19 protein-coding genes are annotated in these 19,318 nt (G+C 66.5%); 15 read left to right on the forward strand and 4 right to left on the reverse strand.

Annotation, left to right across the window (positions count from 1 at the left end):
* The first annotated feature begins 32 nt into the window (after window positions 1–32).
* Entirely contained in the window at window positions 33–1,016 is a 984-nt protein-coding gene (locus tag CAL28_RS11785; protein ID WP_254926097.1) for a tripartite tricarboxylate transporter substrate binding protein, read from the forward strand.
* An 18-nt stretch (window positions 1,017–1,034) separates the two neighbouring features.
* On the opposite strand, the gene CAL28_RS11790 is transcribed toward CAL28_RS11785, so the two are convergent.
* Window positions 1,035–1,370 (reverse strand): thioredoxin family protein, encoded by a 336-nt coding sequence (locus CAL28_RS11790; protein ID WP_094841556.1) that lies wholly within the window; start codon window positions 1,368–1,370, stop codon window positions 1,035–1,037.
* Between the two features lie 172 nt (window positions 1,371–1,542).
* Between CAL28_RS11790 and CAL28_RS11795 the strand changes: the two genes are divergently transcribed.
* The 5 genes from CAL28_RS11795 (at window position 1,543) to CAL28_RS11815 (ending at window position 5,475) form a co-directional block, all read left to right on the forward strand.
* Window positions 1,543–1,836: a hypothetical protein gene (locus CAL28_RS11795; RefSeq protein ID WP_094841557.1), complete on the forward strand. Its 294-nt coding sequence runs from the start codon at window positions 1,543–1,545 to the stop codon at window positions 1,834–1,836.
* 18 nt (window positions 1,837–1,854) lie between these two features.
* Window positions 1,855–2,658 (forward strand): DUF72 domain-containing protein, encoded by an 804-nt coding sequence (locus CAL28_RS11800; RefSeq protein WP_094841558.1) that lies wholly within the window; start codon window positions 1,855–1,857, stop codon window positions 2,656–2,658.
* A gap of 52 nt (window positions 2,659–2,710) precedes the next feature.
* The gene (locus tag CAL28_RS11805; RefSeq protein ID WP_094841559.1) at window positions 2,711–3,421 is read left to right on the forward strand and encodes a GNAT family N-acetyltransferase; all 711 of its coding nucleotides are present in this window, start codon (window positions 2,711–2,713) and stop codon (window positions 3,419–3,421) included.
* A complete protein-coding gene (locus CAL28_RS11810) occupies window positions 3,418–3,951 on the forward strand; it encodes a cupin domain-containing protein (RefSeq protein ID WP_094841560.1) in 534 nt (177 codons plus the stop codon). Before CAL28_RS11805 ends, CAL28_RS11810 begins: the two co-directional genes overlap by 4 nt.
* 99 nt (window positions 3,952–4,050) lie before the next feature.
* Window positions 4,051–5,475, forward strand: a complete 1,425-nt coding sequence (locus CAL28_RS11815; protein ID WP_094841561.1) for a lytic murein transglycosylase — start codon at window positions 4,051–4,053, stop codon at window positions 5,473–5,475.
* A gap of 19 nt (window positions 5,476–5,494) precedes the next feature.
* On the opposite strand, the gene CAL28_RS11820 is transcribed toward CAL28_RS11815, so the two are convergent.
* On the reverse strand, window positions 5,495–6,643 hold the full coding sequence (locus CAL28_RS11820) for a hypothetical protein (protein ID WP_369597667.1): 1,149 nt from the start codon (window positions 6,641–6,643) through the stop codon (window positions 5,495–5,497).
* Window positions 6,644–6,837: 194 nt separating this feature from the next.
* Between CAL28_RS11820 and mdtD the strand changes: the two genes are divergently transcribed.
* Together mdtD and CAL28_RS11830 are read left to right on the forward strand one after the other, a co-directional pair.
* On the forward strand, window positions 6,838–8,208 hold the full coding sequence (gene mdtD, locus CAL28_RS11825) for a multidrug transporter subunit MdtD (protein WP_094841562.1): 1,371 nt from the start codon (window positions 6,838–6,840) through the stop codon (window positions 8,206–8,208).
* Between the two features lie 91 nt (window positions 8,209–8,299).
* Window positions 8,300–8,836, forward strand: coding sequence for a hypothetical protein (locus CAL28_RS11830; protein WP_094841563.1), 537 nt, complete (start codon window positions 8,300–8,302; stop codon window positions 8,834–8,836).
* 58 nt (window positions 8,837–8,894) lie between these two features.
* Here CAL28_RS11830 and CAL28_RS11835 read toward each other — a convergent pair whose 3' ends face one another.
* A complete protein-coding gene (locus tag CAL28_RS11835; protein WP_094841564.1) occupies window positions 8,895–9,977 on the reverse strand; it encodes a flavodoxin family protein in 1,083 nt (360 codons plus the stop codon).
* Window positions 9,978–10,153: 176 nt separating this feature from the next.
* On the opposite strand from CAL28_RS11835, the gene CAL28_RS11840 reads away from it, so the two are divergent.
* From CAL28_RS11840 to CAL28_RS11860, 5 genes are all read left to right on the forward strand, one after another.
* Entirely contained in the window at window positions 10,154–11,266 is a 1,113-nt protein-coding gene (locus CAL28_RS11840; RefSeq protein WP_094841565.1) for an extracellular catalytic domain type 1 short-chain-length polyhydroxyalkanoate depolymerase, read from the forward strand.
* A 163-nt stretch (window positions 11,267–11,429) separates the two neighbouring features.
* Complete coding sequence (locus CAL28_RS11845) at window positions 11,430–12,278, forward strand: HAD family hydrolase (protein ID WP_094841566.1); 849 nt, start codon at window positions 11,430–11,432, stop codon at window positions 12,276–12,278.
* Between the two features lie 52 nt (window positions 12,279–12,330).
* Entirely contained in the window at window positions 12,331–12,780 is a 450-nt protein-coding gene (tadA, locus tag CAL28_RS11850; protein WP_217906610.1) for a tRNA adenosine(34) deaminase TadA, read from the forward strand.
* On the forward strand, window positions 12,777–13,676 hold the full coding sequence (locus tag CAL28_RS11855) for an LD-carboxypeptidase (RefSeq protein ID WP_094841568.1): 900 nt from the start codon (window positions 12,777–12,779) through the stop codon (window positions 13,674–13,676). The genes tadA and CAL28_RS11855 overlap by 4 nt, the downstream gene beginning before the upstream one ends.
* Before the next feature lie 105 nt (window positions 13,677–13,781).
* On the forward strand, window positions 13,782–15,014 hold the full coding sequence (locus tag CAL28_RS11860) for a cation:proton antiporter domain-containing protein (RefSeq protein ID WP_094841569.1): 1,233 nt from the start codon (window positions 13,782–13,784) through the stop codon (window positions 15,012–15,014).
* A gap of 20 nt (window positions 15,015–15,034) precedes the next feature.
* On the opposite strand, the gene CAL28_RS11865 is transcribed toward CAL28_RS11860, so the two are convergent.
* Complete coding sequence (locus CAL28_RS11865; protein WP_094841570.1) at window positions 15,035–15,826, reverse strand: enoyl-CoA hydratase-related protein; 792 nt, start codon at window positions 15,824–15,826, stop codon at window positions 15,035–15,037.
* A 407-nt stretch (window positions 15,827–16,233) separates the two neighbouring features.
* Between CAL28_RS11865 and CAL28_RS11870 the strand changes: the two genes are divergently transcribed.
* Both CAL28_RS11870 and CAL28_RS11875 read left to right on the forward strand, forming a co-directional pair.
* Window positions 16,234–17,838 carry an ABC-F family ATPase gene (locus CAL28_RS11870; RefSeq protein WP_094841571.1) on the forward strand — a complete coding sequence of 535 codons (1,605 nt, stop codon included), beginning with the start codon at window positions 16,234–16,236 and terminating at the stop codon, window positions 17,836–17,838.
* 162 nt (window positions 17,839–18,000) lie between these two features.
* Entirely contained in the window at window positions 18,001–19,317 is a 1,317-nt protein-coding gene (locus tag CAL28_RS11875) for an MFS transporter (RefSeq protein ID WP_094841572.1), read from the forward strand.
* The last annotated feature ends 1 nt before the right edge of the window (window position 19,318 follow it).

Below are 19,318 nucleotides of genomic sequence, written 5' to 3' on the forward strand. Positions count from 1 at the left end.
CCTTCCATAAATAGAAAAAGGAGGAGACAACGATGCGACATCGATTTGCAGGCATCATGGCGGCGCTTGCCCTGGGCACGGCCGGCATGACCGGCGCCTGGGCGCAGGGCGATGCCCACACCTATCCCAGCGCGCCGATCAAGCTGATCGTGCCTTTCGCGCCCGGCGGTTTCACCGACGTGGTGGCGCGCATGCTGGCGGAAAAACTCACCCCCGAACTGGGCCAGCCCGTCGTGGTGGAAAACCGCATGGGCGCGGGCTCCACCATAGGCACGGATTTCGTGGCCAAGGCGGCGCCGGACGGCTATACGCTGGTGCTGGTTTCCACCACGCATGTCATCGGCCCGTGGCTGTACAAGAAGCTGCCCTACGACGCCATCAAGAGTTTCGCGCCGATCACGAAACTGGTGGACAGCCCCTATGTCCTGGTCGTCAATCCCAAAGTGCCGGTGAAGACCGTCGGTGAACTGATCGCGCTGGCCAAGGCCAAGCCCGGCCGCCTGGACTATGCGTCGTCGGGCAACGGCAGCAGCCAGCACCTTGCCGCGGCCCTGTTCGCCACCATGGCCGATGTCAAGATCAACCATGTACCGTATCGCGGCAGCGGGCAGGCCTTGAGCGACATCATCGGCGGCCAGGTGTCGATGGGTTTCCTGGGCGTGACGGCGGCCTTGCCGCAGATCGCGGCCGGGCGGCTGCGCGCGCTGGCCGTCACGACGCGCGAACGCTCGGCGGATCTGCCCGACGTGCCGACCCTGGACGAGGCCGGCGTGAAAGGCTACGAAGCCAACATCTGGCTGGGACTGCTGGCGCCGGCCGGCACGCCCAAGCCTATCCTGGACAAGCTGCATGACGCCACGGCCAAGGTCATGAAGGGACCGGAAGCCGCCAAGGCGCTGGCCACCGCCGGGCTGACGCTGAGCCTGAGCAGCGAAAGCGAGTTCGAAGCGTTGCTGAAATCGGAATCGGCCAAGTGGGGCAAGGTCGTGCGCGATACGGGCGCGACGGTCAACTGATACGCCAGGGCGGAACGCTTATGGCAGGATCGCCGGGTAGCCGTCCAGCGCCAGGCTGATCTGCTGGCGGATATCCCATTCCTCCAGCCTGGCCTGCACCGGGCCATGGAAGGCGCCGTCGCGGATGACGAACATGGCGGGCAGGTGGAAGACTTCGTAGCGTTCGACCAGCCCGCCGTTATCGCCGGCATCCACCCAGCACAGGCGTTGCACCGGCAAGTCCATCCCGGGCAGGCGCTCGCGCGCCTGCCGGCAATTGCCGCACGTGAGGCTATGAAACACCAGCAGCGACAGGCCGGGCGCATCCAGCAGGAAGCGGTCGGCCGTGCCGTCATTCAGTTCTATCTGTTCCATCGGGATCGCATATGAAGGCAGGCGGATACCGGGCATCTTAGCGCGGTGCAACGTAGGGCCGCGGCAAAGCCGCGACGGTCGTGGGCCTTCAAAGGCCTGGCGGCGGGGCGCCCGCCATCGTGGCGGCCGACTGTGGTTAAGATACACGGAACCGGCATCCCCCCGAGGCGACATGCAATCGAACAGTTTCTTTGAATCCCTGGGCAGCGTCCTGGGCGAAATCATCCGATCCATCGTCGGCGTGCTGCGCTACCTGCTGGGCGGCATCGGCCGGGCGATCAGCCAGTTTTCGGAAGGCGTGGCGCACGCCATGGGCATGAGCCCCAATCTGTTCAATTTCGCCGTGCTTATCCTTGGCGTACTGCTGCTGCTCGCCGCGATACGCGCCTTGCTGCGGCGATCCATACTGGGATTCCTGTTCTGGGCCATATTGGCCGTACTGGTATTGGGCGCCTTGATCGGCTAAGGCACCGGGAGAACGCACATGGCGGAAGGTCGGATACGCACGGGCATCGGCGGCTGGACATTCGAGCCGTGGCGCAAAACCTTTTATCCCGAAGGGCTGCCGCACAGCCGCGAGCTGGAATACGCCAGCCGCCAGGTCACGGCCATCGAGATAAACGGCACCTACTACAGTACCCAGAAGCCCGCGTCCTTCGCGCGCTGGCGCGACGAGACGCCCGACGATTTCGTGTTTTCCCTGAAGGCGACGCGCTACGCCACCAACCGCCGCGTCCTGGCCGAGGCCGGGGATTCCGTGCACCGCTTCATCGACAGCGGGATCAGCGAGCTGGGCGGCAAGCTGGGGCCCATCCTGTGGCAGTTCATGCCCACCAAGCGCTTCGACGCGGAGGACTTCGAGGCCTTCCTGGCACTGCTGCCGGACCGCGTCGACGGCCGCCGGCTGCGCCACGTCATGGATGTGCGGCACGACAGCTTCATGGACCCGGTCTATCTGAAGCTGGCGCGCAAGTACAAGGTGGCGACCGTCTATACCGACTCCGACAAGTATCCGTCCTTCGCCGACCTGACCGCCGACTTCGCCTATGCGAGGCTGATGCGCTCCAGCCCGGACAACCGTGCCGGCTACCCGCCCAAGGACTTGCGGGCCTGGGCCGCCCGCGCCCACGCATGGGCGGCCGGCGGACAACCCGACGATTTGCCCTGTGTCGATGCCGCCAGGACCAAGGCGCGCGCCAAGGGCAGGGACGTGTTTATCTTTTTCATCAACGGCCATAAGGAAAAGGCGCCCGCCGCGGCGCAGGCGTTGCTGGAGCAGCTGGCTTGAACCCATCGTCGACATCCCCAGGCTTGCATACCCTCGTACTCCGACAACCATCATGACGCGCACCAACGAATACGGACAACCCATCGGCGATCCCCTACCGGGATGGACGCCGCGCCAGCGCCCCCCCGCCACGTCCATGCAGGGGCGCTTCTGCCGCATCGAGCCGCTCGATCCCGCCCGCCACGCCGCGGACCTGTTCCACGCCTACAGCCAGGCGCCGGACGGGCGGCTGTGGACGTACCTGTCGAGCGAGCCCTTTGCCGATGCCGCGGCCTTCGATGCCTATATGGCCAAGGCGGCGGCCAGCACGGACCCCATGCATCACGCCATCGTGGACCTGGCTTCGGGCAAGGCCATCGGTACGGCCGCGCTGATGCGTATCGATCCCGCCAACGGCGTGATCGAAGTGGGGCACGTCAGCTATTCGCCCTTGCTGCAGCGGACGGCGCACGCCACGGAGACGCAGTACCTGTTCATGAAGCGTGTGTTCGAGGAATTGGGCTATCGCCGCTTCGAATGGAAGTGCGACAGCCTGAACGAGCCCTCGCGCAAGGCGGCGATCCGCTACGGCTTCACCTTCGAAGGCATATTCCGCCAGGCGATTGTCTACAAGGGGCGCACCCGCGATACGGCGTGGTTCTCCATGATCGATGGCGAATGGCCGGCTTTGCGCGCCGGCTACGAGGCCTGGCTGGCGCCGGACAACTTCGACGCCCAGGGCCGGCAGCGGCGTACCCTGGCGGCGTGCATGGGGCGGGCATGACTGCCGGTACGGATGTCGCCGCGGCCGACCGGGCGGAAGCGGCCAGCCTGATCCGGCGCTTGAGCCTGCAGCCGCATCCCGAGGGCGGCTATTACCGCGAGACCTACCGTGCGCCGGAACGCGTGCATCGCACTGGCCAGGCCGCGGATCGCGCGGCCAGCACGGCGATCTATTACCTGCTGAGCGGCGATGCGTTTTCCGCGTGGCATCGCATCAGGTCCGATGAGATCTGGCATTTCTATGCCGGGGGGCCGTTGCTGGTGCACGTGCTGGACGGGCGAGGGGGCCTGGCCACGCATCGGCTGGGCAATGCCATCGAGGACGCGGATTGCGTCTTCCAGGCCGTGGTGCCGGCCGGCTGCTGGTTCGCCGCGGAGCGCGTCCGCGCGGACCGCTACACCCTGGCCGGCTGCACGGTGGCGCCGGGCTTCGAGTTCAGCGAGTTCGAACTGGCCGACGCGGACCGCCTCGCCGCGGATTACCCGGCACATCGGGACCTGGTGAAAAGACTGTCGCCGCGATCGGATTGAGTCCGGGATCCGGCAAGCCGGGCGCCTGTCCGGTCGCATCGATGGGTTCACGCGGTACCATACCCGGGTCTTCCGCATTCCATCCGCGCCGATATCGATATGCTCACGTCTCGCCATGCCCGCTCGTCCCTCACGTCCCGCTCTCCGCGCCGCCACCGGCTGATTCCCCGGTGGTTGCCCGCGGCCTTGCTGGCGGGGGCGGGAATCGCGGGATGCGCGCAGCCGTCCACGAGCGCCTCGGCACAGGCCATGGCGCCGGCCGCGGGTACGCCATCCACGACCGTGCCATCGCCGAATGCACCCATGGCGAACCCGGTGTCGTCCCCGGGCGGCGCGGCCGATCAACAGGATCGCGATCCCGCGCAATGCCTGGCGACGCTGCGCGCATCGGCACCCGCCAATGGCGTCAGTGTCGCGGACTTCGACCTTTATACGCGGGACACGCGTTTGCTTGCCGTGACGGTGGCGGCGGCCAAGGCGCAGCCCGAAGGCCAGGAAACCTGGTGGGACTACATCGCCAAGACGGTGGACGACCAGCGCGTGGCCGACGGCAAGGCCGTCCTGGCCAAATCGCATGACGCGCTGGCGGCAATCGACGATCGCTACAAGATCGACAGCGAACCGCTGGTGGCGATCTTCGGCATCGAGACGAATTATGGTTCCCAGCTAGGCAAAGTGGACGTACTGAATGCGTGGCTGACGCGCGCGTGCACCGAGCAAAAGCCATTGTGGGTGAAGAACGTCTATGCGTCCGTGCGGCTGCTGCGCGACGGTACCGTCACGCGCGACCGCTTCATCGGCTCGTGGAGCGGCGCCTTCGGCATGACGCAGTTCATCCCGACATCCTTCTACGAGCTGGCCGCCGATGGCGATGGCGATGGCCGTATCGACCTGTACGGATCCCTGCCGGATGCGCTGGCGTCGACGGCGAATCACTTGCTCAAGCGCAAGGCCACCTGGACGCGCGGCATGCCGGCCGTCATCGAGGTACGCCTGCCGCCGGCGATGGCCGCGACCCTGCCTCCTTCGCCGGACAACGAAATCATGAATCGGGACGACCGCCGGTCGCTGTCGCAATGGAGCGACGCGGGCGTGACCCGCGCCGACGGTACGCCGCTGTCCACCGTCCCGCTGTCGCAGCCCTGGGCATCCGTGCAGGCCTATCTGTTCGCGCCCACCGGGGCGCAGGGTCCGGCTTTCCTGGCCACGCGCAATTTCGATGCGATCCTGCACTACAACCAGTCGCACAAATATGCCCTGGCCGTCAGCCTGTTGACGAACCGGCTGAAGGACGGCCCGGGGCTGATCGCGGCGTGGCCGACCGACGATCCGGGCCTGTCGCGCGCGCAGATCAAGGAATTGCAGGGGCTGCTTGCCGCCCGCGGCTATGACATCGGTACACCGGACGGCATCCCCGGCAGCAAGACCCGCCAGGCCGTCGCGGCGGAACAGCAGCGGCTGGGCCTGCCGCAGGACGGCAGGGTGGGCTACAAGATCTATAGCGCGCTACAAAGCGCCAAGTAAAAATGCGTGGCCGGGCCGGCTACAGCGCGGGCAGCACCAGGTCCGCGGTGCCCGGCCTGACCCAGCGCACGCATTCGCGCGTGGTATCGATGCAGCCGCCGTCGATATACACGCCGCGCGGCTCGCGCAGCCTGACCATCTGCTTCAGGATGCGCTCGACCTCCGCCGGATCTGCCATCGATTCCCGTACCCGCGCGTCCACGCGCGTTTCGTCCAGCCGCAGCATGCCCTTGTCATCGGTATAAACGCCATGGCGCCAGTGGTAGATCTCCACGCACTTGGCGGTCAGGCTGAAGGGTTGCTTGTGCTTCCAGAAGTTGTTGAACATGCCGCCGCCCAGGTAGAACACCCAGGAGCCCTCGAAGCCTTCGACATTGGACGAGCGTTCGTCCGGGTTGCGAAACCACAGGCGGTCGCCCGGCACGTAGAAGCGCGGCGGCAACGGCTCTTCCATCGACCCGTACTCGCGCAGGAAGACGTCATGGAACAGGCCGGACATGATGGCGCGCTGTTCCCAGTGGCGCTGTAGCTGGTCCAGCAACGCCGGATTGCACAGCGCGAGTTCTTGCGCGATGCCCAGCAGGGTGACGTATTCGGTGGCGCGGTAGCAGGAAAAGGAATACAGCTTGCCGGAGGCTTCCGGCTGCGTTGCCTTGATCAGGCCGTCGATCAGGGACTTGCCCGGCAGGATGGTGAAGCCGCGCGCTTCGTCGTAGGTCCAGTAGTCTTCCGGGCGTTCGGCGTGTTCCGTATCGAAGGCCAGTTCGGTCAGGCTGGCGGCATGCACGATGTTCAGCTTGATGCGCACCGCGGAAATGAATTCGTCGTGGCTGGGATAGCGAAAGGGCACCGGCGCGGCCAGCATGGCCAGTACCACTTCGCGTTCCAGGTTGCGGCTGTCGTCCGGGTAGCGCTCGGCCAATGCCGCGGCCAGCCGCGTGGTGTCGTGACCGGGCGTCCAGCGTTCGGCCGCGGCGTCCGTCAGGCGGAACGCCGATACGGGGTCGTCCTCGTCCCGCCACGCTTGTATCGCGACCGATTCTTCCAACCCCAGATCCGCCAGGTAGGCCGTCATGCGGCGCGCCGTTTCGCCGTGATCCGCGGCCTGGCCGAACACCTGCACGCCTATTGCGCGGGCACGCGCGGAAAATGGGGTATTTCGATTCACGAAAAGGCCTCCCTGGGGCCGTCGCGACAGTGCGCGATGCTGACGAATTTCTGAACGGTACGCCGTAAATGGCCGGGTTGCGCGGCCTTCTCGCGGTCGATTTCGCGATCATAGGCGATCGGCCTATGATTGCCGACGTTCGGGTGCACGAGGTGTCGCGCATGACGCGGCCACCCCGCCCATAGAGAGGGGAAATGAAGGAAAGTTCGTCGCACCGCGGCATGCTCTGGGTCGTCGCCGCGGGATTTTTTATGCAGTCCCTGGATGCCACGATCGTCAACACGGCCTTGCCGGCCATGGCGGACAGCCTGCACGAGCTGCCCCTGGCGATGCGGCCGGTGATCGTCGCATACTCGCTATCGATGGCGATGCTGACGCCCGCTTCGGGCTGGCTGGCCGACCGTTTCGGTACGCGCCGCGTCTATTTCACATCCATCCTGATTTTTGTCCTGGGCTCGCTGTTCTGCGCCATGGCCGCCAATCTGTCGCAACTGGTCATCGCTCGTGTGGTCCAGGGCGTGGGCGGCTCGATGTTGCTGCCCATCGGCCGCCTGGCCATCCTGCGCTCGGTGCGCGGCGAGTCGTACATCGCGGCGCTGGCGTTGATTTCCATCGCCGGGCAGGTAGGGCCGATGATCGGTCCCATGACCGGCGGCTGGCTGGTGCAGGTACTCAGCTGGCATTGGATATTCCTGATCAATATCCCCATCGGCATCCTCGGGCTGGCCGCCGTGCGGCGCTACATCCCGCCCGAATCCGCGGCGTCTCCGCCCGCGTTCGATTTCGTCGGCTTCACCCTCCTGTCCACCTGCATGGTGGCGTTCTCGTTCGCCATGGAAGGCACGGACGGCCCCGGCCGGGCCGCCTATACCGCGGGCCTGTTGGGCTTGAGCGCGCTTACCGTGATGGTCTATATCGCCCATGCCCGCCGCCGGCCGCGGCCCTTGTTCAGGCTGGGCCTGTTTCGCGACGAAACCTTCAGCATCGGCCTGGTGGGCAATCTGGTCTCGCGCATCGGCAGCAGCGGCGTCACCTTCCTGCTGCCCCTGCTGCTGCAATTGCAGCTGGGCTACGAACCTTTCTATGCGGGGATGATGATTTTCCCGACCGCCCTGGCGGCCTTGATCACCAAGCGCTGGGTGGCGCCGCTGGTGCGGCGTTATGGCTATGAGACCTTCCTCTCGGTGAATACCGTCGTGGTGGGCGTATCCATTATGTCGTTCGCGCTGATCGCGCCGGGATGGCCGCTGGCATTGCAGATCGTGCAATTGGCGATCTTCGGCGGCGCGAATTCCATGCAGTTCGCCGCGATGAACAGCGTCACCCTGAAGGGCCTGAGCGTCGAGGACGCGGGCAGCGGGAACAGCCTGTTCTCCATGGTGCAAATGCTGGCCCTCAGCCTGGGCGTAAGCCTGAGCGGCGGCCTGGTTGGCATGTTCTCCCATGGCGTCCATGCCGATGCCTGGGGATTCCGCTGGACCTTCCTGTGCGTGGGCGGGGTCACGCTGCTGTCGACCCTGATCTTCAAGAGGCTGGACGTCGATACGGTGCGTGGCAGTGCCTGAAGGTTATGCTCATCCGTGGGCACGGCACTTGCTGGACCATGGCTTTACGAACGCGCTGCCCCCACGGCAGCCATCGACTGGGAGGTCAAGCATGACGCATCGAATCAAATTGTCGGCAATGGGATTGGCATTCTGCGCCGCGGGCGTGCTGGGCGCCGCGGCGCCGGCATGGTCTGCGTCCGGCCCGGACGCGCAATACCGTGAAGACGTGGCCCGATGCAAGAGCGGGGCCAGCGGGCAGGACCAGGCGGCTTGCATGCGCGAAGCCGGTGCCTCGCTGGTGGAGCGCCGGCGCAATGGCCTGAGCACGCCGGCCGATCCCCAAAGCAATGCCATGGCGCGCTGCAATGCGCTACCGGCGAATCAGCGCCAGGATTGCATGATCCAGATGTCCGGACAGGGCAATACCACCGTGCAGGGCAGTGTCTCGGGGGGCGGCGTCCTGCGTGAAACCGTTATCCCGGTACCGGCCGGCACGCCCGACAGCGCCCCGGCGGGGACCATGCAGCCCGGCTATACGCAACCGGGGTATTCGCAACCCGCCACGCCCGTGGCGCCGCCGCCGGCCGTTCCGCCCAGCGGCTACGGTACGCCCGCGCCCTACGGCGGTACGATGCCCCGCCAATAAGTACGCGCGGCAGCGAGCGGCCCGGGCGGGCCGCTCGGGCTTTTTCGCCAGGGCAAGTCTATTTGGGCCGCGGGTCCCTCAATCCCGCGTCGGGCCGGCACAGCCGGCCCTCGCGTATTTGTCCGACCGCCGCCGCCACCGCGCGCGCGACGTTACGCACTTCGTCCTGCACGGCGCGATCCCTGTCCAGTTCATCGTGGCTGGTGGCGTAGGGCTGGTAATAGCCGATATAGCGGTCCAGTCGCGCGGTCGCGCCTGCATCGACCAGCCCCATCCAGTCCAGCCAGTCGCTCAGCGCGCGCCGTAGTCCCTCGATTCCCGCCACGTCGCCGTGCACGACCAGCCCGTAGGCACGTCCCGCCAAGTGCTTGGGATAGGGCCAACCGGCCAGCTCCAGCGCCTTCGCCTTCGCGGCATCCTTGCCCGAGGTGGAAGACGGATCCGGATTGCCGCCGTCCGCGCAAACCAGCCGGTCCATCATCAGCTTCAGGGGGCTGGGCGATTGATACCAATAGGTGGGTGTCAGCAGGATCACGGCGTGGGCGCGGACCCACTGTTCGTAGATCTCGTTCATGCAATCGTTGACCTGCCCCAGCGAATGATTGGGATAGCAGCTGCACGGCCAATGGCAAAGCGGCATGGCCGTCGAGACGCAGCCTTTGCAGGGATGGATGACACGCTCGTACTCGGAGGTCAGCCGGCTCAGGTCCAGCACCTCGGTCTCCATGCCCGCGCCATCCAGCTCGGCACGGGCGATGTTCGTCAGGCGCCAGGTCTTGGACATTTCGCCGGGACAGGTGCCGTCGTTGCGGGATGCGCCCGCGATCAGCAGCACGCGGGAGGGCGTGTCGGGCCGGGCCTGGATCCGGGCCGCCTCGCGCAGGCGCGCCGCCGCCGCCTTCCATTCGACGGAGACGTCGTAGTTCGGGTCGGCGGCACCGGGGCCGGCTTTTTCCGTGACCGGCGCCTTGCGGCTGTTGCGGTAGCCATCCCAGGCAATCGCCTCCAGGCGATCGATCGCCGCCTGTTCGGGACGGAAGGCCGGGTCGTAGAAACGGCGCATGAAGCGCTGGCGAAATTGTTCGCGGGATAGTTTTTCGGGCGCCTGGCCCTTGCGGACGGGGAGAGGGGAAGAGGACATGGCAGGCCTCGGTGACGGATCGCGCCGGTTCGACGCAAGTGCTGTACCGACAGGCAGGGCGGCCGTATGAGGGGGAGCTTGTTGCGGTTGGCACGCCGGCGCGCATTCTGGGTTGCTGCGATGCAGCATAAGGGGTTTAATGCAAAGACCGGGACTTACCCGCCAGGCCAATCGCAATGCGAAGCAAGCTGTCCACGCTATTCTTTTCTACCGCCCGCAAGGTCGCGCGCCTGCAGCGGACCGCGTGGCGGCTGGGTATGCCAGGGCTCTTCGACGAAAGGGCCACGCAACGGCCGCGGTCCCGCCCGGCGAAGGGGCCCTCGGCGCGCAAGCCCCTGGCCGCCGACGCGGCGCCCGAGTTCGACAGCGCCGATTTCGCCGGAACCTGGAAGGCCCGCGTCTACCGCACGCCGCCCGTGCCGGGCGCCTGGCCGGTGCGCCTGTCCTATTTCGTCTATATGCCTCCGAAGCTGCGCAAGGGTGGTCCCGTGCTGGTCATGCTGCATGGGTGCGAACAGAGCGCCCTGGATTTCGCGGTGGGCACGCGCATGCACCGCCTGGCCGATCGCGAGGGTTTGCTGCTGGTGTATCCGCAACAGCCGCTGCGCGGCCATCGGCATCGCTGCTGGCATTGGTACCAGCCCGACGCCGCGCACGGATATGCGGAGGCCGATGCGATCGCCGGCATCGCGCGCGCCGCCGTGGAGGACTACCACGCCGATCCGGCGCGGATCTATATCGCCGGACTGTCCGCCGGCGCCAGCATGGCGGCGCTGACCGCCTTGCGACATCCGGACGTCTTCGCCGCGCTGGCCATGCATTCCGGGGCGGTGCTCGGCAGTGCGCGCAGCGCCGGCGAAGGGCTGCGCGCCATGCGGCATGGGGCCTCGGAGCCGCCGGAGACGGCCCTGGCCCCGCTGCTGCCGGACCGCGCCGCGTTTCCCGGCATGCCTGCGATCATCCTGCAGGGAGATCGCGACACCGTCGTCGACCGGCGCAACGGCGCGCAGTTGCTGGCGCAACTGGCATGGGCCAACGGCCTGAAGGTGGCCGCCGCCGCCCCCCAGCCTGAGGCCGAGGGCACCCCGCGCCACTATCTGCGCACCGATGTGCCGCCCGGGCGGGGCGCCGTCGTCAGCCTGTGCGAAGTGCCCGGTCTGGGACATGCCTGGAGCGGCGGCGACGCCCGCGTGCGCTTTCACGCGCGCCAGGGACCCGACGCGTCGCGCCTGATGTGGCAGTTCTTCAAGACGCGCCGCCGTCTTCCGGTGGCCGCTGCCGCCGGGTAATGACCGATCCGCCGCGGCCTGCCGTTTGCGGCGGCCGCCAGGGGACCCATACGCGGCAACCGACCCGCATGGGGGCGCGTTGAAATCCAGCCCGGAGGCTGCGCCAGGGTAGGCCAGGCGAAATCAGGCAAAATGGCGGCTATTTCCCGCGCACGCTTTTTCCATGTCCGACGTTATCGCCCTGATATTCGATTTCGACGATACGCTCGCGCCTGACAGCACGTCGGGCTTTCTGGCGAGCATCGGCGTGGACACGGCCGGCTTCTGGAAAGAGCAGGTGGATCCCTTGTTGTTCGAACAGGACTGGGACCCGGTCCCGGCTTACCTGTATCGCATGATCCAGCTGTCGCGCGGCGGCTCGCATGGCCTGATCACGCGCGACCGCTTGCGGGACTGGGGGCGTCAACTGCCTTTGCATGACGGCGTGACGACGGTGTTCCAGCGCCTGCGCGATGCGGTGCGCGAAGCGCAACCCCAGGTATCGCTGGAGTTCTATCTGATCTCCAGCGGCATCGGCGACGTCGTCCGGTCCACCGCGATCGCCCCCGAGTTCACGGAAATCTGGGCGTCCGAATTCGTCTACGGCGAAGACGGCGGCATCGACTTCCCGCGCCGCGTCGTCAGCTTCACCGACAAGACGCGCTATCTGTTCCATATCCAGAAAGGCATCATCGGCCGCGAATTCCACAACAAGCCCTTCGAGGTCAATCGCAAGGTGCCGGAAGACCGCCTGCGGGTGCCCTTCGACCAGATGGTGTTCGTCGGCGATGGCTATACCGATATCCCTTGCTTTTCGCTGATCCGCGGCGCGGGCGGCATCGCCTTCGGCGTATGGGATCCGCGTCACCGCGACAAGCGCAGCCGGGCCTGGGGGTTCATCGAACAGGGCCGCGTGTCCAATCTGAACCACGCCCGCTACGACGAGGACGCAGAGCTCTATCAACTGCTGGAAGAGGCCGTGAGCAGCCTGGCGCATCGCATCGCCTTGAAGTCCCGGGTGTACCGTGGTTGAAGCGATCGCCGCCAGGACGGCCGGCGAACAGGCGCAGTTCGACGCGGCCATGATGGCGCTGGCGCTGGGGCAGGCCCAAGAGGCCGGGCAGGCGGGCGAAGTGCCCGTGGGCGCGGTCGTGGTCGATGCCCAGGGGCAGGTGCTGGGCGCCGGCTACAACCGTACGATCATCGACGCCGACCCCACCGCGCATGCCGAAATCGTCGCCCTGCGCGCGGCCGCGCGGCGGCTGTCCAATTACCGTTTGCCGGGGCTGACGCTCTACGTCACGCTGGAGCCGTGCGTCATGTGCATGGGCGCGATGCTGCATGCCCGGCTGGCGCGCGTCTGCTATGGTGCCAGCGATCCCAAGACGGGCGCCTGCGGCAGCGTGCTCGATGTCGGCGCGGTGGCGCAACTGAATCACCATACGTCGTTTCATGGCGGCGTCCTGGCCGAACCCTGCGGCGAAATCCTGCGGCAGTTTTTCCGCGCGCGTCGCATCAAGGAAAACCCCCAATGAGCAGCAAGCAAGGCATTTATCTGTTTTCTCCTTCCTCCGCGGTACAGGATCCGGCCACGCTGGAACGCGCGCGGCAGCGGCTGGAGGCCGAAGGCTTCAAGACGGCGATCGACCGCGCCGCGGCCGCCACGCACCAGCGCTTTGCCGGCACGGATGCGCAACGCCTGAAGGCGCTGTCGCGCGCGCTCAAGCAGAAGCACCCGATCGTCATGGCCACGCGCGGCGGCTACGGGCTGGGGCGCCTGCTGCCGATGATCGACTGGAAGGCGGTGGCCGATAGCGGCAAGCGTTTCGTCGGGCACAGCGACTTCACCGCGTTCAACCTGGCACTGCTGGCGCAGACGGGGGCGATCAGCTACAGCGGCGCGACCGCCGTCGCGGATTTCGGCGGCGACGACATGGACGACCTGACGGCCGCCCTGTTCGGCGAGCTGATGCGCGGCGAGCTGGAAATCCTCAGTTTCGAAACGCCGGATGCGGATCCGGTGGATTGCCGCGGTATCTTGTGGGGCGGGACGCTGGCCATGGTCGCCTCGCTGGTGGGGACGCCATATATGCCCGGCATCAAGGGCGGCATCCTGTTCCTGGAGGACGTCGGCGAACACCCGTATCGCGTCGAGCGCATGCTGACGCAGCTCTGGCAGGCGGGTATTCTGCAGAAGCAGAAGGCGATCCTGCTGGGATACTTCACCAACTACCGCCTGGCGCCCCATGATGCGGGCTTCGATATGCCGGCCGTGCTCGCCTGGCTGCGCAAGACCGTGAAGGTGCCGGTGCTGACGGGCCTGCCGTATGGCCACATCGCCTCCAAGGCGACGCTGCCGGTGGGCAAGAAAGTCGGCCTGGCCACCGAGCCGGGCATGGTGCATCTGGTGCTGGACGAGCACGATCACTGACCGCGGTCGTCCGCCGGGGCCGTGATATCCTCCGAGCGTTGAACGCGTTCAGCGATTATTCAGAATGGCGCCCTGGCGCCCCCAACTTTATTTCCTGGAGCCTGCATGCCTCATTCCACACCGCTCATTACGACGATTGTGGGCGGTCTGGTATTGGCCTTTGTACTTGCCGCCATCGCGGTGCGCCTGAAGCTGCCCCCCCTGATCGGTTATCTGTGCGCGGGCATCCTCTGTGGGCCCTATACCCCGGGCTTCACCGCCGACAGCCACCTCGCCAACGAGCTGGCCGAACTCGGCGTCATCCTGCTGATGTTCGGGGTAGGGCTGCATTTTTCGCTGCGCGACCTGCTGTCGGTCAAGCACATCGCCGTGCCGGGGGCCATCGCGCAGATCGCCGTCGCCACGGCGATGGGCCTGGGGCTGTCATGGATGCTGGGCTGGAACGTGGGCGCGGGGCTGTTGTTCGGACTGGCCCTGTCGGTGGCCAGTACCGTCGTCCTGATCAAGGCCATGGAGGACAGCAACCTGGTCGATACCAACGAAGGCCGCATCGCGGTCGGCTGGCTGATCGTCGAGGACCTGGCCATGGTCGCCGCGCTGGTGCTGATTCCCGCCCTGTCCGGCGCGCTGGGCGGCCGGGAACAGGATAACGGCGGCGCATCGCTGTGGGCGATATTGGGCCTGACCGCCGTCAAGGTGGCGGCCTTCGTCGCCCTGATGCTGGTGATCGGGCGGCGCGTCATTCCGTGGCTGCTGGAACGCGTGGTGTACACCGGCAACCGGGAACTCTTCCGCCTGGCGGTGCTGGCCTGCGCGCTGGGTATCGCCTATGGCGCGACCGCGCTGTTCGGCGTGTCGTTCGCGCTGGGCGCCTTCTTTGCCGGCATGGTGATGGCCGAGTCGGAATTCAGCCAGCGCGCCGCGGACGAATCCCTGCCCATGCGCGATGCGTTCTCCGTATTGTTTTTCGTATCGGTCGGGATGCTGTTCGACCCGATGGTGCTGGTGCGCGATCCATGGGGCGTGCTGGGCACCTTCCTGATCATCCTGGTCGGCAAGTCGATCGCCTCTTACCTGATCGTGCGCGCCTTCCGCCATCCCAAGCTCACGGCCCTGACGATTTCCGCCAGCCTGGCGCAGATCGGCGAGTTCTCTTTCATCCTGGCCGGCCTGGGCGTGATGCAGGAAATCCTGCCCAAGGCGGGGCAAGACCTGATCCTGGCCGGCGCCATTCTCTCCATCCTGGTGAATCCCTTGCTGTTCAACGCGCTGGACCGCTATCGGGCCAACCTGGAGCGGGTGCGGATCCGGCCGGAAGAGCCGGATCCTGGCGTGTAGGGCGTGGGCAGGGGGCCGTTTCAGGCGCCCAGCATCCCGGTCATCCAGGATGGACCGCGGCCCGGGCCGCCGTCGCTTTCCGGCGATGCCGGATTCCTGCCGGCCAGGATGCCGCAATCCGCGAGACTATCCGTATCGCAATGTGCCGCCGCCCGCCCGGGTACCTCATGGACCAGCGTCTTGGTGGCGGCGACCGCGTCGGGCGCGGTCAGCATGAAGGTGTCGACCAGCGCGGCGATGCGCATATCCAGGGAGTCCGGTTCGGACAAGCCATGCACGAAGCCGATGCGCCAGGCTTCGGCGGCACTGAAGGTTTCGCCCGTCAGGAACCAGCGCGTGGCGTCGCGCGCGCTCATGGCGCGCAGGACATAGGGCGCGATGATCGAGGGGATCAGCCCCAGCCGCGTTTCCGGCAGCGCGAAGGTCGCTTGCGACGAGGCGATCGCGATATCGCAGGCCGATGCCAGTCCCATGCCCAGGCCCATGCAGACGCCGTGCAGCCGCACGATGGTCGGCTTGGGGCAGCGGTATATGGTCTCCAGCATGGCGGCGCAGGCCGCCGTATCGGCCCGCACGGACATCTCGCCCGCCTGTGCGCTCTGGCGCAGCCATGTCTCGTCCGCGCCGCCGCAGAAGGCGATGCCGCGGGCCGCCAGCACGATGGCGCGGACCTGGCTGTCGTTGGACAGGGACGCATAAGCTTCCGTCAGCTCCTGGACCATTTGCGCATCCAGGGCATTGCGTACATCGGGTCTCGACAACCAGACCAGCGCCGCCTGTGGCTTGTGTTCGATTTCCAGCGTTTGCAGCATGATGTGTTTTCCTCGTCGGTGCCTGGCAGCCCCGCGCCGGCGGCCTCGCAGCTGGACGGGCGAGGCGCTTGCGGGCGTCGTTCCCGGGGCCTCGCGGCGTGCGGCGATCGGACGGTTTGCGTCGCATCGATCCGTCGCGCTCTGCTCGCATTACATCCTCGTTGCCGTAGCTTGACAATCAGCGGATGCGGACTAATCCAAACGTCACCGTCCGCCGGATGAGCCCGTTGCAAGGGCGCTGTCGCCTTTCTGTCGGGGCGCTGTCGCGCTTCTTCATCGGCTCCGCGGCGTCTCGCCCGACCCGCGTCCATCTTCATCCGGTCATCGGCGTCTTCATCGGGTCCGCGCCCATCCGTACCGCAACGGGTACACTGATGGGTTTTCGCTTCGCCTAATTCGACTCAAACGTGATATCCACCGCCAATCTCACCATCCAGTTCGGCCCCAAGCCGCTTTTCGAGAACGTCAGCGTCAAGTTCGGGGACGGCAACCGGTATGGACTGATCGGGGCCAACGGATCCGGCAAGTCCACCTTCATGAAGATCATCGGCGGCGACCTGGAGGCCTCCTCGGGCAACGTGTCGCTGGAGCCGGGCGTGCGGCTGGGCAAGCTGCGCCAGGACCAGTTCGCCTTCGAGGATTACCGTGTCCTGGACGTCGTCATGATGGGCCACACCGACATGTGGGCCGCCATGACCGAGCGCGACGCCATCTACGCCAACGCCGACGCGTCCGAAGAGGACTACATGCGGGCGGCCGACCTGGAGGCCAAGTTCGCCGAGTACGACGGCTATACGGCCGAGGCCCGCGCGGGCGAGCTGCTGCTCGGCCTGGGTATCGCCGTCGAGCAGCACAACCAGCCCATGCGCGAGATCGCCCCGGGCTGGAAGCTGCGCGTGCTGCTGGCGCAGGCGCTGTTCTCCAACCCCGATGTGCTGTTGCTGGACGAGCCGACCAACAACCTGGACATCAACACGATCCGCTGGCTGGAAGACGTCCTGAACGGCTACCAGAGCACGATGATCATCATCAGCCACGACCGGCACTTTCTGAACCAGGTGTGCACCCACATGGCCGACCTGGACTATCGCGAGATCCGCGTTTATCCGGGCAATTACGACGACTACATGCTCGCCTCCACGCAGGCGCGGGAGCGCGTGTCGGCCACCAATGCCAAGGCCAAGGAACGCATCGCGGAACTCCAGGACTTCGTGCGCCGCTTCTCCGCCAACAAATCCAAGGCGCGCCAGGCCACGTCGCGCATGAAGCAGATCGATCGCATCAAGGCGGACCAGATAGAGGTCAAGCCCTCCTCGCGCCAGAACCCGTATATCCGCTTCGAGCAGAACAAGGTCATGCACCGCGTTGCGGTGACCGTGGACAACATATCCAAGTCCTATGACGCGCCGGTCATCCGCGGTTTTTCCGCGATGGTCGATGCGGGCGAGAAAATCGCCATCGTGGGCGCGAACGGCGTGGGCAAGACCACGCTGCTGCGCATGCTGGCGGGCGATCTGGCACCGGACTCCGGCTCGATCAAGTGGTCGGAGAACGCCGACGCCGGCTATATGGCGCAGGACGTGTCGGATCAATTCCAGCAGACCGATATCAACCTGTTCGACTGGATGGCCGACTACCGGCAGCCGGGCGATGATGATCAGTCGGTCCGCTCCGCCCTGGGGCGCCTGCTGTTTTCGTCCGATGACCTGCCCAAGGCGCCCAAGGTGCTGTCGGGCGGCGAGAAAAACCGCATGACCTTCGGCCGGCTGATGCTGGGCCGGCACAACGTGCTGCTGCTGGACGAGCCGACCAACCACCTGGATATGGAGTCGATCGAATCGCTGCAGTTCGCGCTGGAAAAGTACGAAGGCACGCTGTTCTTCGTGTCGCATGACCGGGAATTCGTATCCGGCTTGGCCACCCGCATCATCGAGATCTTGCCCGATGGTGAAATCGTCGACTACCGCGGCGGCTACGAGGATTACCTGGAGTCGCGCGGCGTCCAGGCCTGAACCGCGGATTGCGCTGGGGCCGGGATGACGGTGTGGCACGCCAGGGCGTCGGGCGCGGCATGCCGGCAACATCACAATGTGAAATCTGGTGCGCCGCACCAGATTTTCGGCCGGCTGCGCTACACTAGGGAAAACCCTTAGTCAAGCGTCGCTTTTTTTCTCATGTCCGTTTCCCGTTCCGCGCCGTCCCATCCCGCGGCGATTACCTTGCAGGTGATCTCCATCGTGGTCTTCACCTTCCTGTGCTACCTGATGATCGGCCTGCCGATGGCGGTCCTGCCCGGCTATGTCCATGGCGACCTGGGTTATGGATCCGTCCTGGCCGGCCTGGTGATCAGTATCCAGTACGTTGCGACGCTGCTCAGCCGCTCCCATGCCGGCCGCATGGCCGATACCGTCGGCCCGAAGCAGACGGCGATGATCGGCCTGGCCGCGTGCACCGCCAGCGGCGGCTTGATGCTCGTAGCCAATCTTTTGTCCCACATGCCCGCGCTCAGTTTGGCCGCATTGATGGCCGGCCGCCTGGTCCTGGGCTTCGGTGAGAGCTGGGTCGGCACGGGCTGCATCATGTGGGGAATCGGCCGCGTGGGTTCGGCGCATACGGCCAAGGTGATTTCCTGGAGCGGGATCTGTACCTATGGCGCGCTGGCGATCGGCGCCCCGCTGGGCGTGCAACTGCAGACGCATTGGGGTTTCGGTGCCGTGGGCGCTGCCGTGCTGGCCGCCGGCGTGTTGGGTTTGGCGCTGGCCGCGCCGCGCGCCAAGGTCGCCGTGGTGGGCGGCGTCCGCATGGCGTTTTCGCAGGTGGTGGCACGCGTGCTGCCGCACGGCCTGGCCCTGGGACTGGCCTCGGTGGGGTTCGGCTCCATCGCCGCGTTCGTCACGCTTTACTACGCGTCGCACCACTGGTCGGGCGCCGCCCTGTCCCTGAGCATATTCGGCACCTTTTTCGTCGGCACGCGCCTGCTGCTGGGCAGGACGATCGAACGCCTGGGCGGTTTCCGTGTTGCCATCCTGTCCATCGGCGTAGAGATCCTGGGCCTGCTGCTGCTGTGGCTGGCGGGTTCGCCCGCGATGGCGCTGGTCGGCGCGGCGCTGACCGGCTCCGGTTTCTCGCTGGTATTTCCCTCGCTGGGCGTGGAAGCGGTAAGCCGCGTGCCGGCCGCCAATCGCGGCGCCGCGCTCGGCGCGTATTCGGCTTTTTTCGACTTGTCCCTGGGCATCACCGGACCTGTCGCGGGGCTGATCGTCAGCGGTTTCGGCTATTCGGCGATTTTCCTGTTCGCCTCGCTTGCGGCCGCGATCGCGGTGTCGATCGCCTGGGCGCTGCAGCGGACGGCAGCTTCCGCATCCATGGCCGGGCGGTCCACGCCCCGCGACGGCGCCCCCCTGGCGCCCGCGTCGACCCGCGGCGGACCCGCGATACCCGGCGTGCAGTCCGCCGTCGGCGGCTCGCCTGTGCCGGCGGGCGGCGACTGAC

This window comes from Bordetella genomosp. 11, from assembly GCF_002261215.1.
GTDB lineage: Bacteria > Pseudomonadota > Gammaproteobacteria > Burkholderiales > Burkholderiaceae_B > Bordetella_C.

What these genes read in the sequence shown, in the direction of transcription:
- CAL28_RS11785 (WP_254926097.1), top strand. Translation starts at nt 33, where the DNA reads ATGCGACATCGATTTGCAGGCATCATGGCGGCGCTTGCCCTGGGCACG.
- CAL28_RS11790 (WP_094841556.1), bottom strand. Translation starts at nt 1,370, where the DNA reads ATGGAACAGATAGAACTGAATGACGGCACGGCCGACCGCTTCCTGCTG.
- CAL28_RS11795 (WP_094841557.1), top strand. Translation starts at nt 1,543, where the DNA reads ATGCAATCGAACAGTTTCTTTGAATCCCTGGGCAGCGTCCTGGGCGAA.
- CAL28_RS11800 (WP_094841558.1), top strand. Translation starts at nt 1,855, where the DNA reads ATGGCGGAAGGTCGGATACGCACGGGCATCGGCGGCTGGACATTCGAG.
- CAL28_RS11805 (WP_094841559.1), top strand. Translation starts at nt 2,711, where the DNA reads ATGACGCGCACCAACGAATACGGACAACCCATCGGCGATCCCCTACCG.
- CAL28_RS11810 (WP_094841560.1), top strand. Translation starts at nt 3,418, where the DNA reads ATGACTGCCGGTACGGATGTCGCCGCGGCCGACCGGGCGGAAGCGGCC.
- CAL28_RS11815 (WP_094841561.1), top strand. Translation starts at nt 4,051, where the DNA reads ATGCTCACGTCTCGCCATGCCCGCTCGTCCCTCACGTCCCGCTCTCCG.
- mdtD (WP_094841562.1), top strand. Translation starts at nt 6,838, where the DNA reads ATGAAGGAAAGTTCGTCGCACCGCGGCATGCTCTGGGTCGTCGCCGCG.
- CAL28_RS11830 (WP_094841563.1), top strand. Translation starts at nt 8,300, where the DNA reads ATGACGCATCGAATCAAATTGTCGGCAATGGGATTGGCATTCTGCGCC.
- CAL28_RS11835 (WP_094841564.1), bottom strand. Translation starts at nt 9,977, where the DNA reads ATGTCCTCTTCCCCTCTCCCCGTCCGCAAGGGCCAGGCGCCCGAAAAA.
- CAL28_RS11840 (WP_094841565.1), top strand. Translation starts at nt 10,154, where the DNA reads ATGCGAAGCAAGCTGTCCACGCTATTCTTTTCTACCGCCCGCAAGGTC.
- CAL28_RS11845 (WP_094841566.1), top strand. Translation starts at nt 11,430, where the DNA reads ATGTCCGACGTTATCGCCCTGATATTCGATTTCGACGATACGCTCGCG.
- tadA (WP_217906610.1), top strand. Translation starts at nt 12,331, where the DNA reads ATGGCGCTGGCGCTGGGGCAGGCCCAAGAGGCCGGGCAGGCGGGCGAA.
- CAL28_RS11855 (WP_094841568.1), top strand. Translation starts at nt 12,777, where the DNA reads ATGAGCAGCAAGCAAGGCATTTATCTGTTTTCTCCTTCCTCCGCGGTA.
- CAL28_RS11860 (WP_094841569.1), top strand. Translation starts at nt 13,782, where the DNA reads ATGCCTCATTCCACACCGCTCATTACGACGATTGTGGGCGGTCTGGTA.
- CAL28_RS11865 (WP_094841570.1), bottom strand. Translation starts at nt 15,826, where the DNA reads ATGCTGCAAACGCTGGAAATCGAACACAAGCCACAGGCGGCGCTGGTC.
- CAL28_RS11875 (WP_094841572.1), top strand. Translation starts at nt 18,001, where the DNA reads ATGTCCGTTTCCCGTTCCGCGCCGTCCCATCCCGCGGCGATTACCTTG.